Genomic DNA, 14,339 nt, shown 5'->3' on the forward strand with positions numbered 1-14,339 from the left:
ATATAGGAGGAATAATAATGGTAAATGAAATAAATGAAAATGTATTTTCAAAAGAGGTTCTAGATTCCGATATTCCTGTATTAGTAGATTTTTGGGCTACTTGGTGTGGACCTTGTAGAATGCTTGGACCGGTAGTAGAAGAAATTTCTGAAGATTTTAATGGAAAAGTAAAATTTGTTAAAATAAATGTAGATGAAAATCCAGTTATATCAACACAATATAAAATTTCAAGTATACCAACGCTTATGTTATTTAAAGGTGGAAATGCAGAAGAAACTTTAGTTGGATTTAGGCCTAAAGAAGCTATAGCTTCAGTTGTAGAAAAGTACATTTAGCAAAAGATGAATTGAGAATAACAAGTTATGTTATTCTCAATTTTCTATATAAGGAGTGAGGAGAATGGAAAAGAGATATGATATTGCCATAATAGGAAGTGGACCAGCCGGGTTAGAGGCAGCTATAAATGCTAAAATAAGAAATAAAGAAATAATAGTATTTGGTAGTCATGAATTAAGTTCCAAATTAGTTAAAGCACCTAAAATAAATAATTACTTAGGTTTTTATAACGTCAGTGGAAAAGAACTAAAAGTAAAATTTCAAGAACATGTAGAAAATATGGGAATAAATATAGTTTATGAAAAAATAAATAATGTTTATGCTATGGGAGAATATTTTGCTTTAATGGTTAATGAAAAAACTTATGAAGCTAAATCCATAATATTAGCTACAGGAATGGAATATGCTAAACCTTTAAAAGGAGAGGAAGAATTTTTAGGAAGAGGTGTAGGATATTGTGCAACTTGTGATGCTCCACTTTACAAGAATAAAATTGTGGCTATTATAGGATATAATAAAGAATCAGAGGAAGAGGCTAATTTTGTTAGTGAATTAGTTTCAAAGCTTTATTATATACCTATGTATAAAGGAGAATATTCATTAAAAAGTAACATAGATATAGTAAGAGATGCCCCTAAAGAAATTTCAGGACAAGAAAGTGTAGAGAGCTTAATTCTTAATGAAGGAGAATTAAAAGTAGATGGGGTATTTGTTTTAAAAGATAGTATATCCCCATCACAATTAGTTCCAGGTCTGGAGATGGAAGGAGAACATATAAAAGTTAATAGAGATATGAGTACTAATATAAGAGGGTGCTTTGCTGCAGGAGATTGCACTGGAAAGCCTTATCAATATATAAAATCAGCTGGTGAAGGTCAAGTCGCAGCTTTAAGTGCAGTAAATTACTTAAATATAAAATAAAAATAATCCCTAAATTTAGGGATTATTTTTATTTTATATTTTAAAAAACACGTGGTTTCCTATTGCCTTTTTATTATGTTTTGATACGTTCTTCATCCATTTACAAGTAGCTATTTTAGGATTATAAAAAAATAGAGAATAATTTGTTGGATCATTACCTTTTAGAGCTTCCATCACTGCTGCATAACTGTTTTTATCTGGAATCTTGTTTATGTTTCCGTATTTATCAATACATGAAAACGCACCTTTTTCTTTTATAACTTGTTCAATAGTATTAGGAAATTTAGAATCTACAGTTCTATTTAATATTACAGATGCTACTGCAACTTTACCTTCAAAGGGTTCACCGCAACTTTCGGCTTGAACTACTTGAGACATTAAGTAAATATCATCTTTTGTAATACGTATGTTTTTATTGGTGTATTTTACTACTTGAACAGAATCAGATTTTAGTTTAAAAGAATTTATATCACCAGTATTTACTGGTAATGAAGCAGCAAATACAAAATTAGTTTTACCTAAAAAAACTAATAAAAAAACTGTTAATAATAATGTAAAAAATTTTTTCAATTTTATTCCTCCTTTTGCCGACGGGGTTAGCTGACGGGTTCGGAAAAGGCATAACCTACATAAAAATATGATTCACCCCAAAATTTGGTTTCCCCGTGTAAAAAACTTAGGCTATTGCTATTATTCCCAATTTTTATTATTTAATACTAAAAAATTAATTAAAAAATTAATAAATTTATATTTTAAGTGATATAAAAATAATTAAATAGTGTATAATTTAGAATGTATAATTAATTTTAAGGGGTGAGCTGTGGGTGGAATTTTTACAGATGGTTATAAATTCAATTAAAAACATTAGTATGTACTCTATACTAGATATACTAGTAGTTTCATATATCTTTTATAAAAGTTATATTTTAATTAAGGAAACTAGAGCAGAACAATTATTAAAAGGCATAATACTTATTATAATTTTAATACCTATTAGTAGCTTATTACATTTAACTATGTTAAGTTGGATTTTAACAAAAACCATTACGATAGGAGTATTATCCTTTGTAATAATATTCCAGCCAGAAATACGAAGGGCATTAGAGCATATAGGAAGAAGTGCATTTAATGATAAACATTTATTAGAGGATGAAAAAGTTATGGAGGAAGTTATAGATAATATAGTGTTAGCTATAGAAAATCTTTCTAAAGATAAAACAGGGGCTTTAATAGTGATTGAACAGTTCACAGGATTAGGAGAGATAATAAAGACAGGAAATAGATTAGATGCTGTAGTATCATCTGCTTTATTAGAAAATATATTTGTAGTTAATACACCGTTACATGATGGGGCCACTATTATAAGAAATGATAGAATTGTAGCAGCAGGATGTTTTTTACCGTTGACTCAAAATACAGATATAAATAAAAAATTAGGAACAAGACATAGGGCAGCCATAGGTGTATCGGAGATATCAGATGCAATAATTATAGTTGTTTCTGAAGAAACAGGAATTATATCCTTAGCTGTTAATGGTCAATTAACAAGAGGATATACTAAGGACAATTTAAAAGATATAATGATAAGAATAATGAAAAAAAGAAAAGTTGAGGATATTAGTTTTAAGGGGCAGGTGGTAAAATGGGCGAAAAAAGTAAAAAAGAAAATCTAATAGTGAAAATTTGCTGTATTATAGCCTCTTTTGCTTTATGGTTATATGTATATAATGTGGAAAACCCTATTAAAGAGAGTAATATCATAGTACCTGTTAAAATTATAAATCAGACTAATGCTAAAGGGTTAGATTTAGCTATGGTTCAAGAAGAAGAAAGTACAGTGTCAATTACTATAAGAGGAAATGCATCAGATATATATTCTGTAAAACCAGAGCAGTTTAATTTAGAAGCGGATTTAAGTTCTTATAGTTTGAAAAAAGGTTTAAATAAGATACCAGTACAGGTAAAGAAAAGCCCTAAAAATATTAAAATAGTAAATGAAGATAATTTATGGACTAAAGTAATTTTGGATAAATTAAAATCTAAAAATGTTAAAGTAAATATAAAACTTATGGGAAAAACAAAAGAAGGGTATTTTCCAGTAACGCCTAAGGCTAATTTAAAAACAGCATTAGTTAGTGGTACAGAAAGTTCAGTAAATATTGTAAAAGATGTGGTAGCAGTTTGTAATATAAGTGAAAGTTCAAATTATATAAATAAGAAAGTTTTATTAAAGGCAAGAGATTCTAATGGTAACATAGTAAAAAATGTAGATATAGAACCTAGTTTTGCCCAGGTAGAAGTACCAATTGAACGAGTAAAAAGTGTAAAAGTAAAGCTTAATTTAAATGGAGATTTAAATAATAACAAGTATATAGAATCTATTATACCCACAGTTTCAGAAGTGAAAATTACAGGTAAAGATTCTATAATAAATAATATTGAATTTTTAAGCACAGAAATTATAGATATAAATAATATAAAAACAGAAAAAGAATATATAAAGGCTAAGTTAATGCTTCCTAAAGGAGTAATACTAGTAGATAAAAACGATAGTGTAAATTTAAAAATCACTTTTAGAAAAAACAAAAATGCTGAAAAAAATAATCAGAATAATAAGCCAAATGGAAGTGTAGAGGGGAATATTATAACAAGAAATTTTGTTAAAGATATTGATATATTAAATTCACCAAATGATAAAGATGTTTTACTAAGTAAAACTAGTGTTGAAATTGTGGTTAAAGGAAATGGTAGTGATATAAACAATTTAAATTCCAATGATATAAAATGTTTTGTGGATTTAAAAAATATAAACGAAGGTGAAAGTAATTTACCAGTAGTAGTTCAATTACCGGATAACATATATAAAGTTTCATCAGATCCATTAGATGTACATGTTACAATTAAACCAAAACAGGAGGAGAACAATGCCGTTAAGAATCAGTAATATAAGTTTATCTATAGATGAGGATATAAGTTTATTAAAGAAGAAAGCTGCAAGTAAATTAAAAATACCTGTGGATAGTATTTTAGAATTTAATATTTTAAGAGAATCTATAGATGCCAGAAGAAATAATATAAAATTTAATTATTCAGTAGAAGTTAGTTGCGAAAAAGAAAAAAAGGTGCTAAAGAAAATAAATTCTAGAGATGTAAAGTTAGAAGAACAACCATTAGAAGAAAATATTAAATTTGGTATAGAAAAAATGAAACATAGACCTGTTATAGTTGGTATGGGTCCCGCAGGTATGTTTGCAGCTTTAATTATGGCTCAAAATGGATATAAGCCCATTGTAATAGAAAGAGGTGAATGTATAGAAAAAAGAACAGAAAGTGTGGGGAAGTTTTGGCAAGATGGAAAACTTAATACGGAATCTAATGTACAGTTTGGAGAAGGCGGTGCAGGAACTTTTTCCGATGGAAAATTAACTACACGAATTAAAGATACTAGATGTTCATTTATTTTAAATGAATTTGTTAAAAATGGTGCACCCAAGGAAATTATTTATTCTGGTAAACCACATATAGGTACGGATATATTAAAACAAGTAGTTAAAAACATAAGAAATAATATAATTTCTTTAGGTGGAGAAGTTAGATTTAGTAGTAAATTAGAAGATTTAATTATTAAAGAAGGTAAACTTAGGGCCATCATAGTTAATAGTGAAGAGATACCTTGTGATAATCTAATATTAGCTATAGGGCATAGTTCAAGAGATACTTATGAAATGCTTTATAAAAATTCTATTTATATGGAAAGCAAACCATTTGCGATAGGGGTTAGAGTTGAACATTTAAAAGAAATGATAGATATAAATCAATATGGAAAATATGCAGGTCATCCAAGGCTTAAAGCAGCGGATTATAGATTAACCTATACTACTAAAAATACTAATAGAGCGGTTTATAGCTTTTGTATGTGTCCAGGTGGAATAGTTGTAGCAGCAGCTTCGGAAAAAGATAGACTTGTAACTAATGGTATGAGTTATTATGCTAGAGATGAAAGAAATTCTAACTCTGCTATAGTAGTTTCAGTATCACCTGAAGATTTTTCAGGAACTACTCCATTAAAAGGAATAGAGTTTCAAAGACAGTATGAAAATCTAGCTTATAAAGTTGGAGGAAGCAATTATAATGCTCCAGTTCAGCTAGTAAAAGACTTTTTAGAAGGAAAAAAATCCTCTAAATTAGGAAAAATAGAACCTTCATATAGACCAGGTTATGAACTTACAGATGTATCGTTATGTTTACCAAATTATGTATCTGAATCTTTAAGAGAGGGATTTGATAATTTTGATAGGAAAATAAAGGGCTTTACAGATGAAAATGCTATAATAACAGGTATAGAAACTAGAACATCAGCGCCAGTTAGATTAAAGAGGACAGAAGATTTAGAAAGTATTTCATTATCAGGATTATACCCTGCGGGAGAAGGTGCTGGGTACGCAGGAGGCATAGTATCTGCAGCCGTAGATGGAGTAAAAGTAGCGGAAAATATTATGACAAAATTTGCTCCATTATAAAAATTTCTTAAAAAAATTTATTTTATCAAAAATTTCTGATAGAATAGAAGAGTGATAACGTTTTACATTGGGGGATTTAGTATGAATAAAAGAGGGTTATTATTGGTAGTTAATCCTGGCTCTACTTCTACTAAAATAGCAGTTTTTCAGGACTTAAAATGTATTTCATCAGAAAATTTATCACACCCTGTAGAAGAAATAAAAAAATACAATACTATTTATTCACAAAAAGATATGAGAGAAGCTGTAATTATTAAGTGGCTGAAAAAACAAGGATTTAACGTTCAAGATTTATGTGCAGTAGTAGGCAGAGGTGGACTATTACGTTCTATGCCAGGTGGTACATATAAGATAACGGATAAAATGCTTCAAGATTTAAAGGCAGGATATCAAGGACAACATGCCTCTAATCTTGGAGGAGTTATAGCTTATGATATTGGATTAAGAGCTAACATACCGTCATTTATAGTAGATCCTGTTGCTGTTGATGAATTAAAGGAAGAGGCTAGAATATCGGGAATGCCGGAAATTAAGAGAAGATCTTTAGTACATGCCCTAAATATAAAAGCTGTAACTAGAAAAGTTTGTAAAAAATTAGACAAAGATTTTTATAATAGTTCTTTTATAGTTGCACACATGGGTGGTGGAATTTCTGTATCCCCTATATATAATAGTAAAATACTTGATGTAAATAATGCAAATGAGGAAGGTCCATTTTCCCCAGATAGAACGGGTGGACTACCTGTTAGAGATTTAGTAAAAATGGCTTATAGCCAAAAATATAATTATAAAGAATTAAAAGAAAAATTAGTAGGCTCAGGAGGACTAATAGCTTATTTGGGAACTAATGATGGAAAAACAGTAGATAAGATGATTGAAGATAATGATAACAGAGCAGAATTAGTTTTTCAGGCTATGGCCTATCAAATATCAAAAGAGATAGGGGCCATGGCTACTGTATTAAAGGGAAAAGTAGATGCTATAATTTTGACAGGAGGCTTTGCATTTAATAAAAGATTTGTAAAATGGATAGAAGAAAAAGTTGGATTTATAGCAAATGTGGAGTTAGTTCCTGGAGAAGATGAAATGTTGGCTTTAGCAGAGGGAGCACTACGAGTTTTAAATTCTGAAGAAAAGGCAAAAATTTACGAGGAAGAGGTGTTTTAAATGATTAAGAGTTTCCAAGAAATTATGGAGATGGCTAAAAATCAAGAAAGGAGAACAATATCTGTAGCAGTGGCCCAAGATAAACCAGTGTTAGAGGCTATAAAAGATGCTAAAGAACAAGGGCTTGTTAATGCAATACTTGTAGGAGATAAAGATCAAATAGAAGAAATAGCAAAAGAAATAGGAATGAATTTAAATGATTATGAAATAGTTGATGAAAAGGATAAGAGAAAGGCTGCTCTTAAAGCAGTTGAAATCGTTTCAAGTGGAAAAGCAGATATGGTTATGAAAGGATTAATTGATACAGCTAATTTTTTAAGATCTGTTTTAAATAAGCAAGTAGGATTAAGAACTGGTAAATTAATGTCGCATATAGCAGTTTTTGAAGTTCCTAAACTTAACAAGTTGTTATTAATAACAGACTCTGCTTTTAATATGTATCCAGAATTTGTAGACAAAATAGATATTGTTAAAAATGCTGTTACTGTAGCTCATGCTATAGGAATAGAAACTCCAAAAGTAGCACCTATTTGTGCTGTAGAAGTGGTCAACCCTAAAATGCAAGCTACATTAGACGCAGCTAATCTTGCTAAAATGAGTGATAGAGGACAAATAAAAGGTTGTATTATAGATGGACCATTAGCTTTAGATAATGCTATATCAGAAGAAGCTGCTGCACATAAGGGAATAAAAAGTCCTGTTGCAGGAAATGCAAACATTTTCTTAATGCCAAATATAGAAGCAGGAAATATAATGTATAAAACATTAAGCTATGCAGCAGATTGTAAAAATGCTGGTCTTTTAGTTGGTACTGCAGCACCAGTTGTTTTAACATCAAGAAGTGACAGCCATGAAGCAAAATTAAATGCAATAGCATTGGCAGCTTTAGTTGCTAGCCAATTAAAAAAATAAATTACTACAGTATATTATGAGGGAGGAAGTTTATATGGGTTACAAATTGCTAATAATAAATCCAGGTTCAACATCTACTAAAATAGGAGTATATGAAGATGAAAATCAAATCTTAGAAGAAACTTTAAGACACTCTTCAGAAGAAATTGAAAAATATGAAACTATATATGACCAATTTGAATTTAGAAAAGAAGTTATATTAAATGTTTTAAAAGAAAAGAATTTTGATATAAATGAGTTAAATGCAGTAGTGGGCAGAGGTGGTCTTTTAAAACCAATAGAAGGTGGAACATATGAAGTAAACGATTTAATGATTGAGGATTTAAAAAAGGGTGTTCAAGGACAACATGCAGCTAACTTAGGCGGAATAATAGCTAATGAAATAGGAAAATCACTTAATATACCTTCATTTATAGTAGATCCTGTAGTTGTAGATGAAATGAAGGATCTAGCTAGAATATCTGGTATGCCAGAGATAGATAGAAAAAGTAAATTCCATGCATTAAATCAAAAGGCAGTAGCTAAAAGATATGCAAAAGAAAACAATAAAAATTATGAAGAATTAAATTTAATAGTAGCACATATGGGTGGAGGAGTATCTGTAGGTGCTCATGAAAAAGGAAAAGTTATAGATGTAAATAATGCTTTAGATGGAGAAGGACCATTTTCACCAGAAAGAACAGGTGGATTACCAGTAGGAGATTTAATATCACTATGCTACAGTGGAAAGTATACTTATGAAGAAATGAAGAAAAAGATAAGTGGAAAAGGTGGCGTAGTTGCATACTTAAATACAAATGACTTTAGAGAAGTAGAACAAAAAGCTGAAAATGGTGAAAAAGATGCAAAATTAATAGTAGATTCCTTTATATATCAAGTATCAAAAGAAATAGGAAAGTCTGCAGCATGTCTATGCGGTAAAGTAAATGCTATACTTTTAACAGGGGGTATTGCTTATAGCAAGGTTATATCAAATGGAATAAAAGAAATGGTATCTTTTATAGCACCAGTTGTTAGATACCCTGGAGAAGATGAATTGCTAGCTTTAGCCCAAGGGGGATTAAGAGTTCTAAAGGGTGAAGAAAAGGCAAAGGAATATAAATAGTGAGAAAAATGAAATTTTAATAAAAACAACATTCAAAATATGATAAAATTATAACAATTAAAATTTTTAAAATAATCTTACCAAAACAATAAAATTTGTGATATAATGATTTTAGAAATTTGTTGAAAAATTTCTATGGTAACAGAAAAATGAAAGAGTTACTTCATTTTATATCTTTATACATAGGTCTCAATATATTTTTTTATAGCTTATGAAAATGATTACAAAATGAGGTAACTCATAATTGGAGTGGTAAGATGAGCAGAATAAGTGTTTTCACAGGACATTTTGGTAGTGGTAAAACAGAAATATCAGTAAATTACGCAAAAAAACTAGCAAGACAAGGTAAAAAAGTAGCCATAGTTGATATTGACATTGTAAATCCATACTTTTGCTCTAGAAATTTAAAAAAAGAATTTGATGAGCTTGGTATAAAGGTTATAGCATCAGATCCAAATCTTATGAATGCAGAGCTAATGGTAGTTCCAAGCGAAGTTATGGCTGTATTTAATGACAAAAGTTATGAGGTAGTTATGGACATTGGTGGGGATGATCAAGGTGCTACGGTACTTGGTCAATATAACAGATACTTTAGGGAAGAGGACTATGATATGTATTTTGTAATAAATAATAATAGACCTCTTACATCTACAACTGAAGATACAATCGAATATATTAAATCTATCGAGCATGCATCAAGATTAAAAGTAAATTATCTTATATCAAATTCAAATTTATCCTATGATACTACTGTGGATCATATTCTAAATGGAGACAAGCTTGTAAAAGAACTTTCAGAAAAGATAAATGTTCCATATAAGTATGTAGTTTGTGATAAGAAATTTGTAAACGATATACAAGGTAAGGTTCATGCTGAAATATTGCCTGTAGATATATATATGAAACCACCTTGGAGATAATTATTTTATAATAAAATTTAGTGATAGCATAAATTTTAATAAATATACTACTTATTAAATCTTAAGGAGGGGTTGAAATGCCAAAAGTAATATTTAGGGAAGAAAGATGTAAAGGCTGTGGTCATTGCATCAATGCGTGTCCTAAAAAAATAATAAGTTTCTCAGATAAATTAAATATAAAAGGGTATCATCCCGCAACAATAGTTGATGAAAAGAAAGATGATTGTATAGCTTGTGCATCATGTGCAAGAATATGCCCAGATTGTGTAATAACAGTAGAAAAGTAAAAGGAGGGGTTATATAATGGGTCAAAAAGTTTTAATGAAAGGTAATGAAGCTATAGGAGAAGCTGCCATCCAATCTGGATGTGAATGTTTCTTTGGATATCCAATTACTCCACAAACAGAAGTTGCAGCTTACATGTCAAAGAAGATGCCTAAAATAAATAAGACATTTTTACAAGCTGAAAGTGAAATCGCTGCTATAAACATGGTTTATGGTGCAGCAGGAAGTGGTGTAAGATGTATGACATCTTCAAGTTCACCAGGAATAAGCTTAAAATCAGAAGGAATTTCTTATATAGCTGCAGCTGAGCTTCCATGTGTTCTAATCAATATTGTTAGAGGAGGTCCAGGACTTGGAAGTATCCAACCTGCGCAATCAGATTACTTCCAAGCAACAAAAGCAAGTGGACATGGTGATTTTAATATGCCAGTACTAGCTCCATCTTCAATACAAGAAATGGTTGACTTAATACAAGATGCATTTGATATTGCTGATATATACAGAACACCTTGTATGGTTATGGGTGATGGAATGCTTGGACAAATGATGGAACCAGTTGAATTTAAGGAAAGACCTCATAAAGATCTTCCTAAAAAAGATTGGGCAGCTAATGGATTACATGGAAGAAAGAAACACAACATAATAAATTCATTATATTTACAACCAGAAATATTAGAAAAGCATAATGAACATTTACAAGAAAAATATAATACAATAAAAGAAAATGAAGTTAGATATGAATTATTTAATTGCGATAAAGAGTGTGATTTAATATTAGTTGCATATGGAACAACTTCAAGAATATGCAAAAACGTTGTTAAGTTAGCAGCAGAAGAGGGAATTACATTAGGATTAATAAGACCTATAACAATTTGGCCATTCCCATTTGAAGCATTTGAAAAGACTATAGATAAAACAAAACATGGTTACTTATCAGTAGAAATGAGTTGTGGTCAAATGGTTTATGACGTTAAATTAGCAGCAAATGGAAGAAAACCAGTTGATTTCTATGGAAGAACAGGCGGTATGGTTCCAGATCAATCAGATATACTAGATAAAGTAAAAGCTATAGTAGGAGGTGTTAAATAATGTCTATTGTATATCAACCACCTAAAGCATTAATGGATGTTCCTACACATTATTGTCCAGGATGTACACATGGTGTTATTCATAAACTAGTTGCTGAGGCTATAGATGAACTTGGAATATTAGATAAAACTATAGGAGTTGCTCCAGTTGGATGTTCAGTTTTAGCATATAATTATTTTGCGTGTGATATGTTTGAAGCAGCACACGGTAGAGCTCCAGCAGTTGCAACAGGTATAAAGAGATCTCATCCAGATTCAGTAGTATTTACTTATCAAGGAGATGGAGATTTAGCTGCAATCGGAACAGCTGAAATCGTTCATATTGCAAACAGAGGTGAAAACGTTACAACAATATTTGTAAATAACTGTATATATGGTATGACAGGTGGACAAATGGCACCTACAACATTACCAGGACAAGTAACAGAAACTACTCCATATGGTAGAGATGTAAAATATGCAGGATACCCAGTTAGAGTAGCTGAAATGATAGCTACTTTATCAGGAGCTTGTTATGTAGAAAGAGTATCAGTAGATACTGTTCCAAATATATTAAAAGCTAAAAAAGCTATAAAGAAAGCTTTCCAAAATCAATTAGAAGGAAAAGGATTCTCATTAGTAGAGGTATTATCAATTTGCCCAACTAACTGGGGACTATCTCCTCAAGAGTCATTAAATTGGTTAAGAGAAAATATGATTCCATACTATCCTCTTGGCGTTAAGAAGGATATAACTGGGGAGGTGAAATAAATGGCATCACAACAAATAATATTTGCAGGTTTTGGTGGTCAAGGTATATTATCAATGGGTAAATTCTTAGCATATGCAGGAATGGATTCAAACATGGAAGTTTCATGGTTACCTTCTTATGGTCCAGAAATGAGAGGAGGTACAGCTAACTGTTCAGTTGTTCTATCAGATACACCAGTAGGTTCTCCTATAGTAACAGCACCAGATACATTAGTTGTAATGAATAGACCTTCTTTAGATAAATTTGAAGATATGGTAGCTCCAGGTGGACTAATTGTATTAGATTCTAACCTAGTTGATAGAATGCCAGAAAGAAAAGACATAAAGGTTATAGCTATCCCAGCTCAAGATGAAGCTGAAAAATTAGGTAGCACAAAAATAGCAAATATGATTCTTTTAGGAGCTCTTGTAAAAGAAACAGGAATAGTTACTATGGATGAAATCACTTCATCATTAAAAGACCATGGTAAAGAAAAATTCTTTGAATCAAATAAGGCTGCTCTTAAGGTAGGAGAAGGATACGCAAAATAGAAAATAAGTTAATATATTCTTCTATAAGACCAGTGAAGATTTGATATATCTTCACTGGTTTTTATATTCATATTAATATATGCTATACTTTAACTATTGTTAGCAGTATTAAACTATAATATAATATCTATGTGTATTTAAAAAATAGGAGTGATTTTAATATGAGTAGAATGTTTGGTACCGATGGAGTTAGGGGAGTAGCAAATAAGGAATTAACATCAGAGTTAGCATATAAATTAGGAAAAGCAGGAGCATATGTTTTAACTGAAGGTGCTCATAGACCTAAGATATTGGTGGGAATGGATACCAGAATATCAGGACATATGTTAGAAGCTGCTTTAGTTTCAGGAATATTATCCGTTGGAGCGGAAGCTATATGCGTGGGTGTAATACCAACACCAGCAGTAGCATATTTAACAAGAAAGTATAATGCAGATGCAGGGGTAGTTATCTCAGCTTCTCATAATCCAGTAGAGTATAATGGAATAAAGTTTTTTAATAAAAAAGGATATAAATTATCTGATGAATTAGAAGATAAAATACAAGCATTGATAGAGAGTGAGTTTCAAGGAGTACCTGTTCTAACTGGTGAAAACATAGGAAGAAAAGTAGAAGATGAAAATGAAGCTATTAGAGATTATATAGATTTTGCTAAATCTACTATAAAGGGAGATTTAAAAGGACTTAAAGTAGCATTAGATTGTGCCAATGGAGCATCTTATATAACTTCTGTAGAAGCCTTTAAGGAGTTAGGAGCAGAAGTTCATGTAATAAACAATAATCCAGATGGCATTAATATAAATGAAAATTGTGGTTCAACTCATCCGAAGCAATTAATGAACTATGTAGTAGAAAATAAATGTGATATAGGTTTAGCTTTTGATGGGGATGCAGATAGATGCCTGGCTATAGATGAAAAGGGAACTCTAATAAGTGGAGATTTTATATTGGCCATATGTGGGGAACAATTAAAGCAAAAAGGTGAATTAAAGGACAATACTATAGTTATAACAGTTATGAGTAATTTAGGATTAGATATAGCGATGAAAAAGCAAGGTATAAAAACTATAAAGACTAAAGTTGGAGATAGATATGTACTTGAAGAAATGCTTAAGCATGGTTATAACATAGGTGGGGAACAATCAGGTCATATAATATTTACTGATTTTAATACAACAGGTGATGGATTAATAACAGCACTACATTTATCTTCTGTAGTTAAAGAAAGTGGAAAGACTTTATCTGAATTATGTTCAATAATGAAGGAGTTACCACAAGTATTGGTAAATGCTAAAGTTCCTAATGACAAAAAGGATATATACTTAAAAGACGAAAAAATAAAAGATGAAATAGATAAAATTACAAGAAAAATGGACGGTTGTGGAAGGGTACTTATAAGACCTTCAGGTACAGAACCTTTAGTAAGAGTAATGTTGGAAGGCGAAGATCAAAAGGAAATTGATAGTATAGCACATTCTTTAGCTAAATTAATAGAGAGTAAAGCTAATCAATAATTTTTAAAAGGTAGTTTCAAGTTATTTGTAAACTACCTTATTTTTTTAGTTTGGGAGTTAAATAAAAATTAAAATATTAAGAAAATTAAAAATGTAAATGATTAAAAATATTAAAAATTAGCGTAAAACCATAAAATATTATAAAAATAAAAGCTAATCACTAGTATTTCTACAAAAAAAGACAAATTCTAAGTTTGATAAACTAATACCCTTATTATATTATTATATTAAATCAAATGAACAAAATTTCACTTAATGCACAAATGTGCAAAAGCTGTTTATAATATAAC

15 protein-coding genes and 1 riboswitch are annotated in these 14,339 nt (G+C 30.3%); of the genes, 14 read left to right on the forward strand and 1 reads right to left on the reverse strand.

Annotated elements, in window-relative coordinates:
- Positions 1 to 17 precede the first annotated feature (17 nt).
- Together trxA and BN1711_RS01410 are read left to right on the forward strand one after the other, a co-directional pair.
- Positions 18 to 335: a thioredoxin gene (trxA, locus tag BN1711_RS01405; RefSeq protein ID WP_050606420.1), complete on the forward strand. Its 318-nt coding sequence runs from the start codon at positions 18 to 20 to the stop codon at positions 333 to 335.
- Positions 336 to 399: 64 nt separating this feature from the next.
- Entirely contained in the window at positions 400 to 1,257 is an 858-nt protein-coding gene (locus BN1711_RS01410; RefSeq protein ID WP_050606421.1) for an NAD(P)/FAD-dependent oxidoreductase, read from the forward strand.
- A gap of 33 nt (positions 1,258 to 1,290) precedes the next feature.
- On the opposite strand, the gene BN1711_RS12490 is transcribed toward BN1711_RS01410, so the two are convergent.
- Entirely contained in the window at positions 1,291 to 1,827 is a 537-nt protein-coding gene (locus BN1711_RS12490; RefSeq protein WP_050606422.1) for a cell wall hydrolase, read from the reverse strand.
- A riboswitch (cyclic di-AMP (ydaO/yuaA leader) is annotated at positions 1,828 to 1,950 on the reverse strand.
- A 131-nt stretch (positions 1,951 to 2,081) separates the two neighbouring features.
- Here BN1711_RS12490 and cdaA point away from each other — a divergent pair.
- The 12 genes from cdaA (at position 2,082) to glmM (ending at position 14,049) form a co-directional block, all read left to right on the forward strand.
- Complete coding sequence (gene cdaA / locus BN1711_RS01420) at positions 2,082 to 2,930, forward strand: diadenylate cyclase CdaA (RefSeq protein ID WP_050606423.1); 849 nt, start codon at positions 2,082 to 2,084, stop codon at positions 2,928 to 2,930.
- On the forward strand, positions 2,900 to 4,201 hold the full coding sequence (locus BN1711_RS01425) for a CdaR family protein (protein ID WP_050606424.1): 1,302 nt from the start codon (positions 2,900 to 2,902) through the stop codon (positions 4,199 to 4,201). The genes cdaA and BN1711_RS01425 overlap by 31 nt, the downstream gene beginning before the upstream one ends.
- The gene (locus tag BN1711_RS01430) at positions 4,182 to 5,777 is read left to right on the forward strand and encodes an NAD(P)/FAD-dependent oxidoreductase (protein WP_050606425.1); all 1,596 of its coding nucleotides are present in this window, start codon (positions 4,182 to 4,184) and stop codon (positions 5,775 to 5,777) included. Before BN1711_RS01425 ends, BN1711_RS01430 begins: the two co-directional genes overlap by 20 nt.
- A gap of 81 nt (positions 5,778 to 5,858) precedes the next feature.
- Positions 5,859 to 6,944, forward strand: coding sequence for a butyrate kinase (gene buk / locus BN1711_RS01435; RefSeq protein WP_050606426.1), 1,086 nt, complete (start codon positions 5,859 to 5,861; stop codon positions 6,942 to 6,944).
- Positions 6,945 to 7,856, forward strand: a complete 912-nt coding sequence (gene ptb, locus BN1711_RS01440; RefSeq protein WP_050606427.1) for a phosphate butyryltransferase — start codon at positions 6,945 to 6,947, stop codon at positions 7,854 to 7,856. It begins immediately after the preceding gene.
- A gap of 34 nt (positions 7,857 to 7,890) precedes the next feature.
- On the forward strand, positions 7,891 to 8,961 hold the full coding sequence (gene buk, locus BN1711_RS01445; RefSeq protein WP_050606428.1) for a butyrate kinase: 1,071 nt from the start codon (positions 7,891 to 7,893) through the stop codon (positions 8,959 to 8,961).
- Positions 8,962 to 9,218: 257 nt separating this feature from the next.
- Positions 9,219 to 9,881 carry a nucleotide-binding protein gene (locus BN1711_RS01450; RefSeq protein ID WP_050606429.1) on the forward strand — a complete coding sequence of 221 codons (663 nt, stop codon included), beginning with the start codon at positions 9,219 to 9,221 and terminating at the stop codon, positions 9,879 to 9,881.
- 77 nt (positions 9,882 to 9,958) lie between these two features.
- Entirely contained in the window at positions 9,959 to 10,168 is a 210-nt protein-coding gene (locus BN1711_RS01455; RefSeq protein ID WP_050606430.1) for a 4Fe-4S binding protein, read from the forward strand.
- A 16-nt stretch (positions 10,169 to 10,184) separates the two neighbouring features.
- Positions 10,185 to 11,255, forward strand: a complete 1,071-nt coding sequence (locus tag BN1711_RS01460; protein ID WP_050606431.1) for a 3-methyl-2-oxobutanoate dehydrogenase subunit VorB — start codon at positions 10,185 to 10,187, stop codon at positions 11,253 to 11,255.
- Positions 11,255 to 12,004 (forward strand): thiamine pyrophosphate-dependent enzyme, encoded by a 750-nt coding sequence (locus tag BN1711_RS01465; protein WP_050606432.1) that lies wholly within the window; start codon positions 11,255 to 11,257, stop codon positions 12,002 to 12,004. Before BN1711_RS01460 ends, BN1711_RS01465 begins: the two co-directional genes overlap by 1 nt.
- Entirely contained in the window at positions 12,005 to 12,535 is a 531-nt protein-coding gene (locus tag BN1711_RS01470; RefSeq protein ID WP_050606433.1) for a 2-oxoacid:acceptor oxidoreductase family protein, read from the forward strand.
- 161 nt (positions 12,536 to 12,696) lie between these two features.
- Positions 12,697 to 14,049, forward strand: a complete 1,353-nt coding sequence (gene glmM, locus BN1711_RS01475; RefSeq protein ID WP_050606434.1) for a phosphoglucosamine mutase — start codon at positions 12,697 to 12,699, stop codon at positions 14,047 to 14,049.
- Positions 14,050 to 14,339 lie beyond the last annotated feature (290 nt).

This window comes from Clostridium niameyense (assembly GCF_001243045.1).
In the GTDB taxonomy this organism is placed as follows: Bacteria; Bacillota; Clostridia; order Clostridiales; family Clostridiaceae; genus Clostridium_F; species Clostridium_F niameyense.

Bases quoted from the DNA above. Each gene is read 5' to 3' on its own strand.
- trxA (WP_050606420.1), top strand. From the start codon at position 18: ATGGTAAATGAAATAAATGAAAATGTATTTTCAAAAGAGGTTCTAGAT.
- BN1711_RS01410 (WP_050606421.1), top strand. From the start codon at position 400: ATGGAAAAGAGATATGATATTGCCATAATAGGAAGTGGACCAGCCGGG.
- BN1711_RS01425 (WP_050606424.1), top strand. From the start codon at position 2,900: ATGGGCGAAAAAAGTAAAAAAGAAAATCTAATAGTGAAAATTTGCTGT.
- BN1711_RS01430 (WP_050606425.1), top strand. From the start codon at position 4,182: ATGCCGTTAAGAATCAGTAATATAAGTTTATCTATAGATGAGGATATA.
- buk (WP_050606426.1), top strand. From the start codon at position 5,859: ATGAATAAAAGAGGGTTATTATTGGTAGTTAATCCTGGCTCTACTTCT.
- ptb (WP_050606427.1), top strand. From the start codon at position 6,945: ATGATTAAGAGTTTCCAAGAAATTATGGAGATGGCTAAAAATCAAGAA.
- buk (WP_050606428.1), top strand. From the start codon at position 7,891: ATGGGTTACAAATTGCTAATAATAAATCCAGGTTCAACATCTACTAAA.
- BN1711_RS01450 (WP_050606429.1), top strand. From the start codon at position 9,219: ATGAGCAGAATAAGTGTTTTCACAGGACATTTTGGTAGTGGTAAAACA.
- BN1711_RS01455 (WP_050606430.1), top strand. From the start codon at position 9,959: ATGCCAAAAGTAATATTTAGGGAAGAAAGATGTAAAGGCTGTGGTCAT.
- BN1711_RS01460 (WP_050606431.1), top strand. From the start codon at position 10,185: ATGGGTCAAAAAGTTTTAATGAAAGGTAATGAAGCTATAGGAGAAGCT.
- BN1711_RS01465 (WP_050606432.1), top strand. From the start codon at position 11,255: ATGTCTATTGTATATCAACCACCTAAAGCATTAATGGATGTTCCTACA.
- BN1711_RS01470 (WP_050606433.1), top strand. From the start codon at position 12,005: ATGGCATCACAACAAATAATATTTGCAGGTTTTGGTGGTCAAGGTATA.
- glmM (WP_050606434.1), top strand. From the start codon at position 12,697: ATGAGTAGAATGTTTGGTACCGATGGAGTTAGGGGAGTAGCAAATAAG.